Origin of the sequence: Seohaeicola zhoushanensis, assembly GCF_014656415.1 — a bacterium.
Lineage (GTDB): Bacteria > Pseudomonadota > Alphaproteobacteria > Rhodobacterales > Rhodobacteraceae > Seohaeicola_A > Seohaeicola_A zhoushanensis.
Genome location: NZ_BNCJ01000003.1, coordinates 361,138 through 378,075, shown reverse-complemented (window position 1 = coordinate 378,075; position 16,938 = coordinate 361,138). Strand labels below are relative to the sequence as shown.

Here is a 16,938-nt window from a genome sequence, read left to right as displayed (position 1 = left end):
GCGGGCAAAGGGGCTTGTCATGAGCGACGCGCTGAACGAACTGGGCGCCCATATCGAGGCCAAGCGGCCCGATTGCGTGCTGGGCTGGGATGTGTCCCACGGAGAACTGAATGTCGATGTGACGGCGGGGAATATCGTCGGCTTCGTCGAGTTCCTGCGCAGCGATCACAGCTGCCGCTTCTCGACGCTGGTGGATATCACCGCGGTGGACTACCCGGACCGGGCCAAGCGGTTCACCGTGGTCTATCATTTCCTGTCGATGTACGAGAACAAGCGTATCCGCCTGCGGGTTTCGGTGCGCGAAGAGGAGATGGTGCCCTCGCTGGTGTCGATCCACCCCTCGGCCAACTGGTTCGAGCGCGAGGTCTACGACATGTTCGGGATCCTGTTCTCGGGCCACCCCGACCTGCGCCGCATCCTGACCGACTACGGCTTCCGCGGCCATCCGCTGCGCAAGGACTTCCCGACCACGGGCTATACCGAGGTGCGCTACGACGAGGCGCAGAAGCGCGTGGTCTACGAGCCGGTTTCGCTGGTGCAGGAATACCGGCAGTTCGATTTCATGTCGCCGTGGGAGGGTGCCGAATACATCCTTCCGGGCGACGAGAAGAAGGCGGACGCAAAATGATGTATGGCGGCTATGGCATGGGAGGCGGCGGTCTGATCTGGCTGCTGGTGCTCGCGGCTCTGCTGGTTGTGCCGTTCTGGCGCATCCTGCCGCGCAATGGCATTCCGTCGTGGGTGGCGCTGGTGGCGATCATCCCGCTTGGCGCGCTGATCCTGCTCTGGGTCGTCGCGTTCAAGGACCAGTTGGACGGAGGCAAGGCGTGATGGACGGCTCGCGTGGCTATGAAGACGCCCTGACGGGCGAACAGAAGATCCGCAACTTCAACATCAACTTCGGCCCGCAACACCCTGCGGCGCACGGGGTTCTTCGGCTTGTGCTCGAACTCGACGGCGAGATCGTCGAGCGCTGCGACCCGCATATCGGGCTGCTGCACCGGGGCACCGAGAAGCTGATGGAGAGCCGGACCTACCTGCAGAACCTGCCGTATTTCGACCGGCTCGACTATGTGGCGCCGATGAACCAGGAACATGCCTGGTGTCTGGCCATCGAGAAGCTGACCGGCGTCGTGGTGCCGCGCCGGGCCTCGCTGATCCGGGTGCTCTACAGCGAGATCGGCCGCATCCTGAATCACCTGCTGAACGTGACGACGCAGGCGATGGACGTGGGCGCGCTGACACCGCCGCTCTGGGGCTTCGAGGAACGCGAAGACCTGATGATCTTCTACGAACGGGCCTGCGGGGCGCGGCTGCACGCCGCCTACTTCCGCCCCGGCGGGGTCCACCAGGACCTGCCGCCGGATCTGATCGACGACATCGAGAAGTGGGCGCACAAGTTCCCCAAACGGCTCGACGATATCGACGGGCTGCTGACCGAGAACCGGATCTTCAAGCAGCGCAACGTCGAGATCGGGATCATTTCCGAGCAGGACATTCTCGACTACGGCTTCTCGGGCGTGATGGTGCGCGGTTCGGGCCTGGCCTGGGACCTGCGTCGCTCGCAGCCCTACGAGTGCTACGACGAGTTCGACTTCAAGGTGCCGGTCGGCAAGAACGGCGACTGCTACGACCGTTATCTCTGCCGCATGGCCGAGATGCGCGAGAGCACGAAGATCATCCTGCAATGCATTGAAAAGCTGCGCAAGGAACCCGGCGAGGTGCTCGCGCGCGGCAAGATCACGCCGCCGAAGCGCGGCGACATGAAGACCTCGATGGAAAGCCTGATCCATCACTTCAAGCTGTACACCGAGGGCTTCCACGTGCCCGCCGGCGAGGTCTATGCCGCCGTCGAGGCGCCCAAGGGCGAGTTCGGCGTCTACCTGGTGGCGGATGGGACCAACAAGCCCTACCGCGCGAAGATCCGCGCTCCGGGCTTCCTGCACCTGCAGGCGATGGATCATGTCGCGACCGGCCACCAGCTGGCCGATGTGGCGGCGATCATCGGGACGATGGACGTCGTGTTCGGGGAGATCGACAGGTGAGACTGGCCATCGCGCTCGTTCTTGCTTCTGCTCTGCCGGCCCAGGCCGGGACGGGGGGCGACCGTGCGGTCGCCTTCGTCGAGCTGATGCGCGCGAACGGCTGCGCGATGAGCGAGGAGACGGCCGACAGCGTGCTGGGCGGCGCGGGCTATACCCCGGACGAGATCCAGGGCTTTGCCTCGTCGCTGCTGGCGGGCGGCCGTGCCGAGATGAGCGAGGATGGCAAGACCTTCCGGCTCACCAAGGCATTCTGCGATGCCGATCCGGCGCTGGATGCCGAGGCCTTTCCCGAGGTCGACGCCCAGCAGGAAGCCGTGAACCACCTGAAGTCCTTCGGGATGCCGGGGGTGCGCGGCGTCATCGCGATGTTCGTCAAGGAGCGCCGCTGCTCGGTCGAACTGAACGGCGCGCGCGATACCGTGGCGGACATGGTCGATACCGTGCTGATCCGCGCCCGGGTGAACGGGCCTGCTGGATCGCCGGCGCGGGCACAGGCCGAGGCGATGGTCCGCGACGTGATCGCCAATCCGGGCAAGACCTACAAGGTCGAGGACGGCTGGCTCACCATGACCAAATGCACGCCGTGAGGGGAGAGGAGATAATGCGCCATATCCCCTTCACCCCGCTGCTGCTGGCCGCCGCCCTTGGCGCGCTGCCGCTGGCCGCATTGGCCGAGAGCCGGACCATCGGTGTCGGCTCGGGCTGGCTGCTGCTGCCGCCGGAGCGCCAGCCGGGCGAAGAGGCCGCTTCCGAGCAGGAGGCGGTCGAGGCCGGTGAGGCCGCGGTGGCGGTGATCGAAGAGCCTGATACCAAGACCTATTTCTGCAATCGCCAGCTGCAGGAAGCCGAGCGCGCCGTCGCCCGGATGCTGGCCGACATGAGCTATACCCTGACGATCACCGCGAAGGGCGCTGCGCCCGGATTTCCCGGTGACGTGACCTGCGTGCTGACGTCCACCCGCACGGTGGCCATCGACACCAGCCCACTGGAGCCGAAGAACTGACATGCTGCGCCGACTGCACCACGAGCAACCCGAGAGTTTCGCCTTTACCGCGGCCAACCAGGCCTGGGCCGAGGCGCAGATCACCAAGTATCCCGAGGGCCGCCAGGCCTCGGCGATCATCCCGCTGCTGTGGCGCGCGCAGGAACAGGAAGGCTGGCTGACCCGGCCCGCCATCGAGGCGGTCGCGAACATGCTGGGCATGGCCTATATCCGGGCGCTGGAAGTGGCGACCTTCTACTTCATGTTCCAGCTGCAACCCGTTGGGTCTGTGGCGCATATCCAGATCTGCGGCACGCTGTCCTGCATGATCTGCGGCGCCGAGGACCTGATCGGCGTCTGCAAGGACAAGATCGCCGCCAAGGCGCATCAGCTGAGCGCCGACGGCAAGTTCAGCTGGGAAGAGGTGGAATGCCTCGGTTCCTGCGCGAACGCGCCGATGGCGCAGATCGGCAAGGACTATTACGAGGACCTGACCGCCGAGCGGCTTGCCGAGATCATCGACGAGCTGGCCGCCGGCAAGGTTCCGGTGCCGGGGCCGCAGAACGGGCGGTATGCGGCCGAGCCGCTCTCGGGGCTGACCAGCCTCACCGACTTCGACAGCGGCAAGACGCAGTACAACGCGAGCGTGCAGCTGGCGACCGACATCGGCGATACCGTCAAGCGCATCGACGGCACCGAGGTGCCGCTGCTGGCGCCCTGGCAGGGCAAGCCGGCCGCCGCCAAGAAGGCGGCCAAGCCGAAGGCCGAGCCGAAACCTTCGGCCAACGTGCCGGCGGACGAGACCGGGGTGACCAAGCAGGAAGCGCAGGAAGTCTCGAAGGGCGGGCCCGCGGCGGGCGAGGGCAGCAAGCCGGCGGTCCTGACCGAGGCGCGCGACGGCAAGGCCGACAACCTCAAGATGATCAAGGGCGTGGGGCCGAAGCTCGAGACGCTGCTGCATTCGATGGGCTTCTACCACTTCGACCAGATCGCAGGGTGGAGCGCGGCCGAAGTGGCCTGGGTCGACGAGAACCTCGAAGGGTTCAAGGGCCGGGTGACGCGGGACAACTGGGTGGAGCAGGCAAAGCTGCTGGCCACCGGGGCCGAGACGGAATTTTCGAAGAAAGCCAAGAAGGACGACATCTACAAGGACTGAGATTGGCAGGACGCAAGGGGGAATGGATGACGATCGACATGGACCGCGACAACTTTGCGCGGCGCTTCGGGCAGTTGGCCGGGGCGGCGGGCTTTGGCCTGTCGGTGTCGATGTGGTCGTTCGGTCCCCGTCGCGTCCTGTTGTCGGTCCTGGCAGGGTTCTGCGGTCTTCCGGGCCTGGAGCCTGGGCGAAGGCCGCTGCTGGGCTTGATAAGCGGCGAGACCGGGTTCTCGCGGCGGAGCGAGTGAACGATGGACGGCGGACGGGACGAGATGAATGCACGGGGGCGGCGGCTGGCGCTGCTGATCGCCGTGGTCGGCCTGTTCTGGATCGGGGCGACCTGGGCGGGGTCCCGGTTCGGCTGGTCGGGGAACACCCGGCTGCTGTTCGATATTGCGGCCCTGGCCGGCTTCGGGCTGGCGCTGTGGCAGACGATCAACCTCTGGCGGGCACGCCGGAACGACAAAGGCTAGGCTGATGCTGAAAGATCAGGACCGTATTTTTACCAACCTCTACGGTATGCATGACCGCACGCTGAAAGGCGCGATGGCACGCGGCCACTGGGACGGGACGGCGGGCATCATCGCCAAGGGGCGCGACTGGATCATCGACACGATGAAGAAGTCGGGTCTGCGCGGCCGGGGCGGGGCGGGCTTCCCGACCGGTCTCAAGTGGTCCTTCATGCCGAAGGAAAGCGACGGGCGGCCGGCCTACCTGGTGGTGAACGCCGACGAATCCGAACCCGGCACCTGCAAGGACCGCGAGATCATGCGGCACGATCCGCATACGCTGATCGAGGGCTGCCTGATCGCCTCCTTCGCGATGAACGCGCATGCCTGTTATATCTATATTCGTGGCGAATATATCCGCGAGCGCGAGGCGCTGCAGGCGGCGATTGACGAATGCTATGACGCGGGCCTGCTGGGCAAGAACGCGGCCAAGTCGGGCTGGGACTTCGATCTCTACCTGCACCACGGCGCCGGGGCCTATATCTGCGGCGAGGAAACCGCGCTGCTGGAAAGCCTCGAGGGCAAGAAGGGGATGCCCCGGATGAAACCGCCGTTCCCGGCGGGCGCGGGCCTTTACGGCTGCCCGACCACGGTGAACAACGTCGAGTCGATCGCGGTGGCGCCGACCATCCTGCGGCGCGGGCCGGAGTGGTTCAGCTCGTTCGGGCGTCCGAACAACGCGGGCACCAAGCTGTTCGCCATCTCGGGGCATGTGAACAACCCCTGCGTCGTCGAAGAAGCGATGTCGATCACCTTCGAGGAGCTGATCGAGAAGCATTGCGGCGGTATCCGCGGCGGCTGGGACAACCTGCTGGCGGTTATCCCCGGCGGTTCGTCGGTTCCCTGTATCCGCGGCGAGCACATGCGCGAGGCGATCATGGATTTCGACTATCTGCGCGAGCAGCGGTCGGGCCTGGGCACCGCCGCCGTCATCGTGATGGACAAGTCGACCGACATCATCAAGGCGATCTGGCGGTTGTCGAAGTTCTACAAGCACGAGAGCTGCGGCCAGTGTACGCCCTGCCGCGAAGGTACCGGCTGGATGATGCGGGTGATGGACCGCCTTGTCACCGGCGATGCCTCGGTCGAGGAGATCGACATGCTTCTTGACGTGACCAAGCAGGTCGAGGGCCACACCATCTGCGCGCTTGGCGACGCGGCGGCCTGGCCGATCCAGGGCCTGATCCGCAACTTCCGCGACGTGATCGAGGACCGCATCAAGCACAAGCGCGTGCCGGTGGCGGCGGAGTAAGGGCATGCGGGCTGGCGTCGCACTTCTGGCTCTTGGCGCACTAGCCGCCTGCAGTTCGCCCAACATGGGCGATCCGCGGGCGCAGGCTCTGCTGGCCATGCCGGCGCCGCAGCATTATGCCGAGCGCCAGGTGGCGCGCGAGCTGGCGGGGCAGTGCCTGGCCTATGCCTATGACGAACAGCTGGGCGACGCGATGAGCGAGGCGCGGCTGCGCTCGGGCGGGCAGGTCTACCTGCAGGTCAAGGGCGCGACGGATGTCGAGGCCGATATCAAGCGGCGTTCGCTGGTGGCGCGCTACGCCGGAAACGACGCCTGCCGCATTCTCGATGGCGAGACGGCGGCGCAGACGCCGATGAGCGTGATGGTCAGGAAGAGGGGCTGAGCGGAATGGCGAAGGCAATGCATCTTGGTTCGCTGACGCGGATGGCCGGGTTCGGTGCACTCTGTGCACTCCTGGCGCTGACCGCCTGCGTCGAGTCCAAGGACAAGCGGATCCTGTTCGACGGCTTCTATTTCCGCACCAAGGCGAAGAAGGTCGACAAGGATTACTCGCGGTTCATCGTCACCGCCAAGGACGCGCTGCAGTCGGTGGACGCGGCGCGCCAGGCGGCGGAATACGAGGGCACGCGTTATTGCCTGGAGAACGGTCTCGGCACGTCGCGCATCAAGTGGATCGTCGGGCCGGAAACGCCGGACGACCAGCTTGTCTTCGACGGCGATACGCTGGTCTACGAGGGAGAGTGCAACCCGTGACGCTGTTATCCGATATCAGCCGCGTTCCGCGCGCCGATATTGCCTATCGGCGCCGGGTCCTGCCCCTTGGTCTCTCCTATAGAGGAGAGACCACGATGACCCTGAAGACGATTGCCTTTGCCCTTGCGATGACCCTGGCCCTGCCGGGCTATGCCGCCGCCGCGCGCCCCGCGCTGCGCGATGTGCCGTCGATCGAGGATGCGCTCTTCGCGGTCGCCATCGCCGACGCGGTGCGCGACAATTGCGGCAGCATCAACGCACGGCTGATCCGCGCGCTGAGCTTCCTGCGGCAGATCAAGGCCGAGGCCAATGCGCTTGGCTATAGCGACGACGAGATCCGCGCCTATGTCGAATCCGACACCGAGAAGGCGCGCATGAAGAAGAAGGGCAAGGCCTTCCTTGCCGCCAACGGGGTGACCCCCGACAAACCGGAAACCTTCTGCACCTTCGGGCGTGCGGAAATAGCGAAGAACAGCGCCATAGGCGCGCTGCTTAGGGCGAACTGAGCATGGCTGACCTCAAGAAGATCAATATCGACGGAACCGTGGTCGAGGTGGATGGGGCGATGACCCTGATCCAGGCCTGCGAGGTGGCGGGGATCGAGATCCCGCGGTTCTGCTATCACGAACGGCTGTCGATCGCCGGCAACTGCCGGATGTGCCTTGTGGAGGTCGTGGGCGGCCCGCCGAAGCCGGCGGCCTCCTGCGCCATGCAGGTGCGCGACCTGCGCCCCGGCCCGGAAGGCGCACCGCCGATGGTCAAGACCAACTCGCCGATGGTGAAAAAGGCCCGCGAGGGGGTGATGGAGTTCCTGCTCATCAACCACCCGCTCGACTGCCCGATCTGCGACCAGGGCGGCGAATGCGACCTGCAGGACCAGGCGATGGCCTATGGTGTCGACTTCAGCCGCTACCGCGAGCCGAAGCGGGCGAGCGAGGACCTGAACCTCGGGCCGCTGGTCGAGACGCATATGACGCGCTGCATCAGCTGCACCCGCTGCGTGCGCTTCACCACCGAGGTGGCAGGGATCACCCAGATGGGCCAGACCGGGCGCGGCGAGGATGCCGAGATCACCTCGTATCTGAACCAGACGCTCGACTCGAACATGCAGGGCAATATCATCGACCTGTGCCCGGTCGGGGCGCTGGTGTCCAAGCCCTATGCCTTCACCGCGCGGCCCTGGGAGCTGACCAAGACCGAGAGCATCGACGTGATGGATGCTCTCGGGTCGAACATCCGGGTCGACACCAAGGGGCGCGAAGTGATGCGCATCCTGCCGCGCAACCATGACGGCGTGAACGAGGAGTGGATCTCGGACAAGACCCGCTTTGTCTGGGACGGCCTGCGCCGCCAGCGGCTCGACACTCCCTATATCCGCGAGAACGGCAAACTGCGGAAGGCCAGCTGGCCCGAGGCGCTGTCGGCGGCGGCCGCGGCGATCAAGGGCAAGAAGGTTGTGGGCCTGGTCGGCGACCTGGTCCCGGTCGAGGCGGCCTTTGCGCTGAAACAGCTGATCGAGGGGCAGGGCGGTTCGGTCGAATGCCGCACCGATGGCGCCAAGCTGCCCGCGGGCAACCGCTCTGGCTATGTTGGCACCGCCTCGATCGAGGATATCGACAGCGCCGACATGATCCAGATCATCGGTGCCGATCCGCGCACCGAGGCGCCGGTGCTGAACGCCCGCATCCGCAAGGCGTGGCTGCGCGGCGCGACCGTGGCACTGGTGGGCGAGGCGGTCGACCTGACTTTCGACTATATCCATGTCGGCAATGACCGGGCGGCGCTGGCCGAGCTGAGCGGCAAGACGATCAGCGACGAGACCAAGACCAAGAACACCGTGGTCATCATCGGGCAGGGCGCGCTGCGCGAGGCCGATGGCGCGGCGGTGCTGGGCCATGCGATGAAGCTGGCCGAGAATTCGGGCTCCAAGTTCATGGTGCTGCACACGGCGGCAAGCCGCGTTGGCGCGATGGATGTCGGCGCGACCACCACGGGCGGCATCGCCGTCGCGCTGGAGGGGGCGGAGGTTGTCTACAACCTCGGCGCCGACGAGGTCGAGATCGCGCCGGGCGCCTTCGTGATCTACCAGGGCAGCCACGGCGACCGTGGCGCGCATCGCGCGGACCTGATCCTGCCGGGCGCGGCCTATACCGAAGAGAACAGCCTGTTCGTGAATACCGAGGGCCGCCCGCAGCTCGCCATGCGCGCGGGCTTTGCGCCGGGGCAGGCCAAGGAAAACTGGGCGATCCTGCGGGCGCTCTCCGCCGAGCTGGGCGCGACCCAGCCCTGGGACAGCCTCGCGCAGCTGCGTCAGGCGCTGGTCGCGGCGGTACCGCACCTGGCCCAGGTCGACGAGGTGGCCGAGAACGAATGGCAGGCGGTTGCCGCCGGTTCGCTGGGCGATGCGACCTTCGTGCCTGCGGTCCGCGACTTCTACCTGACCAACCCGATCGCCCGGGCAAGCGCGCTGATGGCCGAACTCTCGGCCAACGTGAAGGCGCGCGGGCAGAAACTGGCGGCGGAATGAACCAGGCGGCGCTCATATCGCCCCTGTTGCTGTTGGGCTGCGCCGAGGCGCCCGCGACCGATTCCGGCGTCTTCGCGCCGGAGTATCGTGGCGTCGAGACGCGGCTTCTGGACTCGGACCTGGTGCAGATCCAGGTGGCGATGACGGGCGCGCGCGACCGCCGCGACGTCACCGCCTATGCGGATTGTGCCGCCGCGCAATACACGCTGATCCGGGGCTATGGATTTGCGCGTCATTTGCGCACGAACTTCGAGGAAAAGGGTGGCGTGTCGGCGGCGGATGCTGTTTACACCATCTCGCCATCACTCCCCCGCGGGCTCAAGACCATCGACGCCGAAGTGGCGGTGGCGGCCTGCAAAGAAAACGGGATACCAACGGTGTGAGGACCCATGGTTGAATTCTTGAACTCCCCGCTTGGCACCGGCGTGCTGATTCTGGCGCAAGTGCTTGGCGTGGTTGCCTTCGTCATGATCTCGCTGCTGTTTCTCGTCTACGGTGACCGCAAGATCTGGGCGGCCGTCCAGATGCGGCGCGGCCCCAACGTGGTGGGCGTCTTCGGCCTGCTGCAATCGGTTGCCGACGCGCTGAAATACGTCGTCAAGGAAGTGGTGATCCCCGCCGGTGCAGACCGCGCGGTCTTCATCCTGGCGCCGCTGACCTCCTTTGTGCTGGCGATGATCGCCTGGGCGGTGATCCCGTTCAACGAGGGCTGGGTGCTGAGCGACATCAACGTCGCCATCCTCTATGTCTTCGCCGTCTCCTCGCTCGAGGTGTATGGCGTGATCATGGGCGGCTGGGCGTCGAACTCGAAATACCCCTTCCTCGGCTCGCTGCGCTCGGCCGCGCAGATGATCTCGTACGAGGTCTCGCTGGGGCTGATCATCATCGGCGTCATCATCTCGACCGGCAGCATGAACTTCTCGGCCATTGTCGAAGCACAGCGCGGCGACTTCGGCCTGTTCAACTGGTACTGGTTGCCGCACTTCCCGATGGTCTTCCTGTTCTTCATCTCGGCCCTGGCCGAGACGAACCGCCCGCCGTTCGACCTTCCCGAAGCAGAGTCGGAACTGGTGGCCGGCTATCAGGTCGAATACTCGGCAACGCCCTTCCTGCTGTTCATGGCCGGCGAATACATCGCCATCTTCCTGATGTGCGCGCTGACCTCGCTGCTGTTCTTCGGCGGCTGGCTCTCGCCCATCCCGGGGATCCCGGACGGGGTGCTGTGGATGGTCGGCAAGATGGCCTTCTTCTTCTTCCTCTTCGCGATGGTGAAGGCGATTGTGCCGCGCTACCGCTATGACCAGCTGATGCGCCTGGGCTGGAAGGTCTTCCTGCCGATGTCGCTGGGCTGGGTGGTTTTCATCGCCTTCGCGGCCAAGTTCGAATGGCTTGGCGGCTTCTGGGCCCGCTGGGCGATCGGGGGCTGAGGATGAACGTGAATACAGGGATGCGGCTGGGAGCCTGACATGACCCAAATCGACTACACCCGCGCCGCGAAATACTTTCTGCTGGCGGATATCTTCAAAGGCTTTGCCCTGGGGCTGAAGTATTTCTTCGCCCCCAAGGCGACGCTGAACTATCCGCACGAGAAGGGGCCGCTGTCGCCGCGCTTCCGGGGCGAGCACGCGCTGCGCCGCTATCCGAACGGCGAGGAACGCTGCATTGCCTGCAAGCTGTGCGAGGCGATCTGCCCGGCGCAGGCGATCACCATCGACGCCGAACCGCGCGAGGACGGCAGCCGCCGCACCACGCGCTATGACATCGACATGACCAAGTGCATCTACTGCGGCTTCTGCCAGGAAGCCTGCCCGGTGGATGCCATCGTCGAGGGCCCGAACTTCGAGTTCGCGACCGAGACGCGCGAAGAGCTGTTCTATGACAAGGCCCGGCTGCTCGCCAATGGCGATCGCTGGGAGGCGGAGATCGCCAAGAACCTCGAACTCGACGCCCCCTATCGCTGAGGACAGGTTGGTGAGCACGGCATTCACAGCGGCATCGGGGAGGGTCTGCAGCGCAGGCCCCGCTTCGCTGTGCAGTGAGGAGGCAGCAGCATGAGCGACAGTTTCCAGAACCTGTTCCAGCAGATGATCGACAACAGCCGCAAGATGGCCGAGTCGTTCAATCCGCAACTCGCCAACTTCAACCCGCAGGGGTTCGAGAAACTCTGGCCGACCATGCCCAAGGACTTCATGGAGCTGGTCTGGGGCAATGCCGTCAACAAGGACGGGCTGGATGCCAAGACCCGGCTGCTGCTGACGCTGGCCGGATTGACAATGCAGGGCGCGCAGGCCGATACGGCCGTGCGTCAGACCGTGCGCCACGCTCTGGAAGCGGGCGCGAAGAAACAGGAAATCGTCGAGACCATCGGCCAGATGTCGGTCTTTGCCGGGCTTCCGGCGATGACGCGGGCACTGAGCCTCGCGCAGGAAGCGATGGGCGAGAACGGGGACACCGACCAATGAGCGTATTTGCCTTCTATCTCTTTGCCATCTGCGCCATTGCGGGCGGCTTCTTCACGGTGACGAGCCGCCAGCCGGTGCACTCGGTGCTCTGGCTGATCCTGGCCTTCATCTCCTCGGCGGGACTCTTCGTGCTGCTGGGCGCGGAATTCGTGGCGATGCTGCTGGTGATCGTCTACGTCGGCGCGGTGGCGGTGCTCTTCCTCTTCGTGGTCATGATGCTCGACGTCGACTTTGCCGAGCTGAAGGCAGAGATGGCGCGCTACATGCCGCTGGCGCTGCTGATCGGGCTGGTGATCCTGATGCAGTTCGTCATCGCCTATGGCAGCTGGGAGGCCAGCGAGGCCGCCGAGGGGCTGCGCCGCCAGGTCACGCCGACCGACATGCAGAACACCAAGGCCCTGGGCCTGATCCTCTACGATCAGTATTTCCTGCTGTTCCAGCTGGCCGGGCTGATCCTGCTGGTCGCCATGATCGGCGCCATCATGCTGACCCTGCGCCACCGCGCCGATGTCAAGCGGCAGTCGCCGGTCAGCCAGATGATGCGCGACCCGGCCCTGGCGATGGAGCTGAAGGACGTGAAACCGGGGCAGGGGCTCTGAATGCTCGACCTGGTGCATGCCGCTGTGACCCACATCGGCATCGCCGGACTGGCCGGGTTATGGTTGCTGAAGACGGGCGTCGTGGCGCTCGGGTATCGCTGGTATCGCGGCCGGGGCCGCGGATAGGAACGGAACGGGTGATGGGACCGAGAGGGGCAATGAGGAACGGGGGGCAGGTCGCGGCAGCGGCGGGCCTGCTGTGCCTTTGCGCCGACCTCGCCTTCGCCATGGTGCCGCTGCCGGAATGCATGGGCACCAACCTGGCCGCCGAGGAAGCGGAATACATCGAGTATTCCCCGGCCTGGGCGCAGGGTGGCTTCGTCTACTACCAGCTGACCTCGCGCGCGAGCGACCGCACCACCTTCGTGCTGGACGACTGCAGGGGCGGCCGGCGGCTGACGATGCAGCCGGCAGGCTGGAGCGCGCCGGATTTCGAGACCCGTTCGGCCGGCCAGGTGCGGCTGCACGACACGATCGCCCCGGCGCTGGAATCGGCGAAGGGCTATTCGATGGAACAGATCCGCGCGCTGGCCCGTGGGGCGGGGGCGCGGGCAAGTCTGGCGGCGGCGAAATACGAAAGCTGCGCCTGCAAGGTGCGCGGCTGAGGCCGCAGTAGATACGCCCCGCAGGGGCAAACGGAAGTAATCGGGCAGGATGGCCCGGAGGGACAGACATGATCGGACTTGAACATTACCTCACCGTCGCGGCGACGCTGTTCGTCATCGGCATCTTCGGGCTGTTCCTGAACCGCAAGAACGTGATCATCCTGCTGATGAGCATCGAACTGATGCTGTTGGCGGTGAACATCAACCTGGTCGCCTTCTCCTCGTTCCTCGGGGACCTGGTGGGGCAGGTGTTCACGCTCTTCGTTCTGACTGTCGCGGCGGCCGAGGCGGCAATCGGCCTTGCCATCCTGGTCTGCTTCTTCCGCAACCGCGGCACCATCGCCGTCGAAGACGTCAACGTGATGAAGGGCTGAAGCCACATGGAAACCATCATCCTCTTCGCCCCTCTGGTCGGCGCCCTGATCTGCGGCTTTGGCTGGAAGTTCATCGGCGAGACCGCGGCGCAATGGGTCGCCACGGGCCTGCTGTTCCTGGCGGCGCTGCTGTCGTGGATCGTGTTCTTCTCGTTCGACGGGACGACCGAGCACATCACCGTGCTGCGCTTCATAGAATCCGGCTCGCTGGGGACCGAATGGTCGATCCGGCTGGACCGGCTGACCGCGATCATGCTGATCGTCGTCACCTCGGTGTCGAGCCTCGTGCACCTCTACAGCTTCGGCTACATGGACCACGATCCGCAGTGGCACGAGGGCGAGGTCTACAAGCCCCGCTTCTTCGCCTACCTCAGCTTCTTCACCTTCGCGATGCTTGCGCTGGTGACCTCGGACAACCTGGTGCAGATGTTCTTCGGCTGGGAAGGCGTGGGTGTCGCCTCGTACCTGCTGATCGGCTTCTACTATCGCAAGCCCTCGGCCAATGCCGCGGCGATCAAGGCCTTCGTGGTCAACCGGGTCGGCGACTTCGGTTTCGCACTTGGCATCATGGCGCTGTTCTTCCTGACCGACTCGATCCGTTTCGACGAAGTCTTCGCCGAGGTGCCGCGCCTGGCCGAGACGCAGCTGAGCTTCCTGTGGACCTCGTGGAACGCCGCGAACCTGGTTGGCGTGCTGCTGTTCATCGGCGCGATGGGCAAGTCGGCGCAGTTCATCCTGCACACCTGGCTGCCGGACGCGATGGAAGGCCCGACTCCGGTGTCGGCGCTGATCCACGCGGCAACCATGGTGACCGCGGGCGTGTTCCTGGTCTGCCGCATGTCGCCGCTCTACGAGTTCGCGAATGAAGCGGCGATGTTCATCACCGTGATGGGCGCGATCACCGCCTTCTTCGCGGCAACCGTGGGCCTGGTGCAGACCGACATCAAGCGCGTCATCGCCTATTCGACCTGTTCGCAGCTCGGCTACATGTTCGTGGCCGCCGGCGTCGGCATGTATTCGGCGGCGATGTTCCACCTGTTCACGCACGCCTTCTTCAAGGCGCTGCTGTTCCTTGGCGCCGGCTCGGTCATCCACGCGATGCACCACGAGCAGGACATGACCAACTACGGCGCGCTGCGTAAACGCATCCCCTACACCTTCTGGGCGATGATGATCGGCACCCTGGCGATCACCGGCGTCGGCATTCCGCTGACCTCGATCGGTTTCGCCGGCTTCCTGTCGAAGGACGCCATCATCGAGAGCGCCTGGGCCGGCGGGTCGACCTTCGGGTTCTGGGCGCTGGTGATCGCGGCGGCGATGACCTCGTTCTACTCGTGGCGGCTGATCTTCCTGACCTTCTTCGGCGAGGCGCGCGGCGACAAGCACACGCATGAGCACGCGCATGAAAGCCCGATGGTCATGCTGATCCCGCTCGGCGTGCTGAGCCTCGGCGCGATCTTCGCGGGCATGATCTGGTATGGCAGCTTCTTCGGCCACGCCGACCAGGTCGGCAAGTTCTATGGCATCCCGGTCGCCGAAGCGGGCGCGGAAGCCGGCCACGGCGAAGCGGCAGCGCATGGCGAGGCGGCCAAGACTGAAGGTCACGCTCCGGCGGCGGCCGAGGGTCATGGCGCGGCGGCGGGCGAACATCACGTCGCATTCGCCGGCAAGCCGGGCGAGGGCGCGCTGTTCTTCGGACCGGACAACCACGTCCTGGACGATGCCCACGCGGCCCCGAAATGGGTCAAGGTCTCGCCCTTCATCGCGATGCTGCTTGGCTTCGCGCTGGCCTGGCTGTTCTACATCCGCAATCCGGCGCTGCCCAAGGCGCTGGCCGAGAACCAGAGCACGCTGTACCAGTTCCTCAAGAACAAGTGGTATATCGACGAGATCTATGACGCGATCTTCGTGCGTCCGGCCATCGGCCTCGGCCGGGTGTTCTGGAAACGCGGCGACGGTTCGGTCATCGACGGTTTCCTGAACGGCGTCGCCATGGGCATCGTGCCCTTCTTCACCCGCCTCGCGGGCAAGGCGCAGTCCGGCTATATCTTTACCTATGTCTTCTGGATGGTGCTCGGCGTTGCCGCCCTCATCACCTGGATGTCGATCGGAGGCGCTCACTGATGGATAACCTCCTCTCCATCGTCACCTTCATTCCCGCGCTCGCGGCCCTGATCCTCGCGGTGTTCCTGCGCGGCGAGGATGCTGCGGCGAAGAAGAATGCGAAATACGTGGCGCTCTTCGCCACCACGATCACCTTCCTGATCTCGATCGGGATCTATACCGGCTTCGACCCCGCCGACACCGGCTTTCAGTTCGTGGAAGAAGGCCAGTGGCTGCTGGGCCTGAAGTACAAGATGGGCGTTGACGGGATCTCGGTCCTGTTCGTGCTGCTGACCACCTTCATCATGCCGCTGACGATCCTCGCCAGCTGGAACGTGGAAACCCGCGTCAAGGAATACATGATCGCCTTCCTGATCCTGGAGACCCTGATGCTGGGCGTCTTCATGGCGCTGGACCTGGTGCTGTTCTACCTGTTCTTCGAGGCCGGCCTGATCCCGATGTTCCTGATCATCGGTATCTGGGGCGGCAAGGACCGGATCTACGCGAGCTTCAAGTTCTTCCTCTACACCTTTCTCGGCTCGGTGCTGATGCTGGTCGCGATGGTGGCGATGTTCTCGCAGGCCGGGACCACCGACATCGAGGCGCTGCTGAGCCACAACTTCGCCTCGGATGACTTCTCTGTCCTGGGCATCCACATCGTGGGCGGCCTGCAGACGCTGCTGTTCCTCGCCTTCTTCGCCAGCTTCGCGGTGAAGATGCCGATGTGGCCGGTGCACACCTGGCTGCCCGACGCCCACGTGCAGGCGCCGACCGCCGGGTCGGTGGTGCTGGCGGCGATCCTGTTGAAGATGGGCGGCTACGGCTTCCTGCGCTTCTCGCTGCCGATGTTCCCGGTGGGGTCGGAAGTGATGGGGCCGGTGGTGCTGTGGATGAGCGCGATCGCCATCGTCTATACCTCGCTGGTGGCCCTGGTGCAGGAAGACATGAAGAAGCTGATCGCCTATTCCTCGGTCGCCCACATGGGCTTCGTGACCATGGGGATCTTCGCGGCGAACCAGCAGGGCATCGACGGCGCGATCTTCCAGATGCTGAGCCACGGCTTCATCTCGGCCGCGCTCTTCCTTATCGTCGGGGTGATCTACGACCGGATGCACACCCGCGACATCGACGCCTATGGCGGCCTGGTGAACCGGATGCCCGCCTATGCGCTGGTCTTCATGCTCTTCACCATGGGCAACGTCGGCCTGCCGGGCACCTCGGGCTTCATCGGTGAATTCCTGACGCTGATCGGCACCTTCCAGGTCAACACCTGGGTGGCGGCGGTGGCGACCTCGGGCGTGATCTTCAGCGCGGCCTATGCGCTGTGGCTCTACCGCCGGGTGGTCTTCGGCGATCTCATCAAGGGCAGCCTGAAGTCGATCACCGACATGACCACGCGCGAGCGGGTCATCTTCGCGCCGCTGGTGGTGATGACCCTTCTTCTCGGCGTCTACCCGAGCCTGGTGACCGATATCATCGGCCCGAGCACGGCGGCGCTGGTGCAGCACTATGACAACGCGACTGCGACGGCCACGGCCGCTGCGCAGCACGCATCGAACTGAGGAGCAGGG

General features: G+C 65.2%; 23 protein-coding genes. All 23 read left to right on the top strand.

Going from position 1 to position 16,938, the window contains the following annotated elements:
• The first annotated feature begins 19 nt into the window (after positions 1-19).
• The 23 genes from IE266_RS09475 to IE266_RS09370 all read left to right on the top strand — a co-directional run bounded on the left by IE266_RS09475 (position 20) and on the right by IE266_RS09370 (position 16,929).
• Complete coding sequence (locus IE266_RS09475; RefSeq protein WP_189679819.1) at positions 20-628, top strand: NADH-quinone oxidoreductase subunit C; 609 nt, start codon at positions 20-22, stop codon at positions 626-628.
• Positions 628-831, top strand: coding sequence for a hypothetical protein (locus tag IE266_RS09470; protein ID WP_229863978.1), 204 nt, complete (start codon positions 628-630; stop codon positions 829-831). The genes IE266_RS09475 and IE266_RS09470 overlap by 1 nt, the downstream gene beginning before the upstream one ends.
• Complete coding sequence (locus IE266_RS09465; RefSeq protein ID WP_189679818.1) at positions 831-2,045, top strand: NADH-quinone oxidoreductase subunit D; 1,215 nt, start codon at positions 831-833, stop codon at positions 2,043-2,045. The genes IE266_RS09470 and IE266_RS09465 overlap by 1 nt, the downstream gene beginning before the upstream one ends.
• A complete protein-coding gene (locus IE266_RS09460) occupies positions 2,042-2,632 on the top strand; it encodes a hypothetical protein (RefSeq protein ID WP_189679817.1) in 591 nt (196 codons plus the stop codon). Before IE266_RS09465 ends, IE266_RS09460 begins: the two co-directional genes overlap by 4 nt.
• A 14-nt stretch (positions 2,633-2,646) precedes the next feature.
• A complete protein-coding gene (locus tag IE266_RS09455; protein WP_189679816.1) occupies positions 2,647-3,048 on the top strand; it encodes a hypothetical protein in 402 nt (133 codons plus the stop codon).
• Position 3,049: 1 nt separating this feature from the next.
• Positions 3,050-4,183: an NADH-quinone oxidoreductase subunit NuoE gene (gene nuoE, locus IE266_RS09450; protein ID WP_189679815.1), complete on the top strand. Its 1,134-nt coding sequence runs from the start codon at positions 3,050-3,052 to the stop codon at positions 4,181-4,183.
• A 26-nt stretch (positions 4,184-4,209) separates the two neighbouring features.
• On the top strand, positions 4,210-4,431 hold the full coding sequence (locus IE266_RS09445; protein ID WP_189679814.1) for a hypothetical protein: 222 nt from the start codon (positions 4,210-4,212) through the stop codon (positions 4,429-4,431).
• A 3-nt stretch (positions 4,432-4,434) separates the two neighbouring features.
• Positions 4,435-4,656 (top strand): DUF5337 domain-containing protein, encoded by a 222-nt coding sequence (locus IE266_RS09440; RefSeq protein ID WP_189679813.1) that lies wholly within the window; start codon positions 4,435-4,437, stop codon positions 4,654-4,656.
• Positions 4,657-4,660: 4 nt separating this feature from the next.
• Positions 4,661-5,944 carry an NADH-quinone oxidoreductase subunit NuoF gene (gene nuoF, locus IE266_RS09435; RefSeq protein ID WP_189679812.1) on the top strand — a complete coding sequence of 428 codons (1,284 nt, stop codon included), beginning with the start codon at positions 4,661-4,663 and terminating at the stop codon, positions 5,942-5,944.
• 4 nt (positions 5,945-5,948) lie between these two features.
• The gene (locus tag IE266_RS09430) at positions 5,949-6,326 is read left to right on the top strand and encodes a hypothetical protein (RefSeq protein WP_189679811.1); all 378 of its coding nucleotides are present in this window, start codon (positions 5,949-5,951) and stop codon (positions 6,324-6,326) included.
• A gap of 5 nt (positions 6,327-6,331) precedes the next feature.
• Positions 6,332-6,697 (top strand): hypothetical protein, encoded by a 366-nt coding sequence (locus tag IE266_RS09425; protein ID WP_229863976.1) that lies wholly within the window; start codon positions 6,332-6,334, stop codon positions 6,695-6,697.
• A gap of 95 nt (positions 6,698-6,792) precedes the next feature.
• Positions 6,793-7,203 (top strand): DUF5333 domain-containing protein, encoded by a 411-nt coding sequence (locus IE266_RS09420; RefSeq protein WP_189679810.1) that lies wholly within the window; start codon positions 6,793-6,795, stop codon positions 7,201-7,203.
• Positions 7,204-7,205: 2 nt separating this feature from the next.
• Complete coding sequence (nuoG, locus tag IE266_RS09415) at positions 7,206-9,224, top strand: NADH-quinone oxidoreductase subunit NuoG (RefSeq protein WP_189679809.1); 2,019 nt, start codon at positions 7,206-7,208, stop codon at positions 9,222-9,224.
• Positions 9,221-9,607 carry a YNQ4 family lipoprotein gene (locus tag IE266_RS09410; protein ID WP_189679808.1) on the top strand — a complete coding sequence of 129 codons (387 nt, stop codon included), beginning with the start codon at positions 9,221-9,223 and terminating at the stop codon, positions 9,605-9,607. Before nuoG ends, IE266_RS09410 begins: the two co-directional genes overlap by 4 nt.
• Positions 9,608-9,613: 6 nt before the next feature.
• Positions 9,614-10,651 (top strand): NADH-quinone oxidoreductase subunit NuoH, encoded by a 1,038-nt coding sequence (gene nuoH / locus IE266_RS09405; protein WP_189679807.1) that lies wholly within the window; start codon positions 9,614-9,616, stop codon positions 10,649-10,651.
• 39 nt (positions 10,652-10,690) lie between these two features.
• Positions 10,691-11,185 (top strand): NADH-quinone oxidoreductase subunit NuoI, encoded by a 495-nt coding sequence (gene nuoI / locus IE266_RS09400; protein WP_189679806.1) that lies wholly within the window; start codon positions 10,691-10,693, stop codon positions 11,183-11,185.
• Positions 11,186-11,275: 90 nt separating this feature from the next.
• Positions 11,276-11,686 (top strand): carboxymuconolactone decarboxylase family protein, encoded by a 411-nt coding sequence (locus IE266_RS09395; protein ID WP_189679805.1) that lies wholly within the window; start codon positions 11,276-11,278, stop codon positions 11,684-11,686.
• Positions 11,683-12,285 (top strand): NADH-quinone oxidoreductase subunit J, encoded by a 603-nt coding sequence (locus IE266_RS09390; RefSeq protein ID WP_189679804.1) that lies wholly within the window; start codon positions 11,683-11,685, stop codon positions 12,283-12,285. The genes IE266_RS09395 and IE266_RS09390 overlap by 4 nt, the downstream gene beginning before the upstream one ends.
• Complete coding sequence (locus IE266_RS27180; RefSeq protein ID WP_268249752.1) at positions 12,286-12,411, top strand: hypothetical protein; 126 nt, start codon at positions 12,286-12,288, stop codon at positions 12,409-12,411.
• Between the two features lie 32 nt (positions 12,412-12,443).
• Positions 12,444-12,890, top strand: a complete 447-nt coding sequence (locus IE266_RS09385; RefSeq protein ID WP_189679803.1) for a hypothetical protein — start codon at positions 12,444-12,446, stop codon at positions 12,888-12,890.
• A 68-nt stretch (positions 12,891-12,958) separates the two neighbouring features.
• Positions 12,959-13,264 carry an NADH-quinone oxidoreductase subunit NuoK gene (gene nuoK, locus IE266_RS09380; protein WP_008553673.1) on the top strand — a complete coding sequence of 102 codons (306 nt, stop codon included), beginning with the start codon at positions 12,959-12,961 and terminating at the stop codon, positions 13,262-13,264.
• Positions 13,265-13,270: 6 nt separating this feature from the next.
• Positions 13,271-15,388 carry an NADH-quinone oxidoreductase subunit L gene (gene nuoL / locus IE266_RS09375; protein WP_189679802.1) on the top strand — a complete coding sequence of 706 codons (2,118 nt, stop codon included), beginning with the start codon at positions 13,271-13,273 and terminating at the stop codon, positions 15,386-15,388.
• A complete protein-coding gene (locus tag IE266_RS09370) occupies positions 15,388-16,929 on the top strand; it encodes an NADH-quinone oxidoreductase subunit M (protein WP_189679801.1) in 1,542 nt (513 codons plus the stop codon). The genes nuoL and IE266_RS09370 overlap by 1 nt, the downstream gene beginning before the upstream one ends.
• The last annotated feature ends 9 nt before the right edge of the window (positions 16,930-16,938 follow it).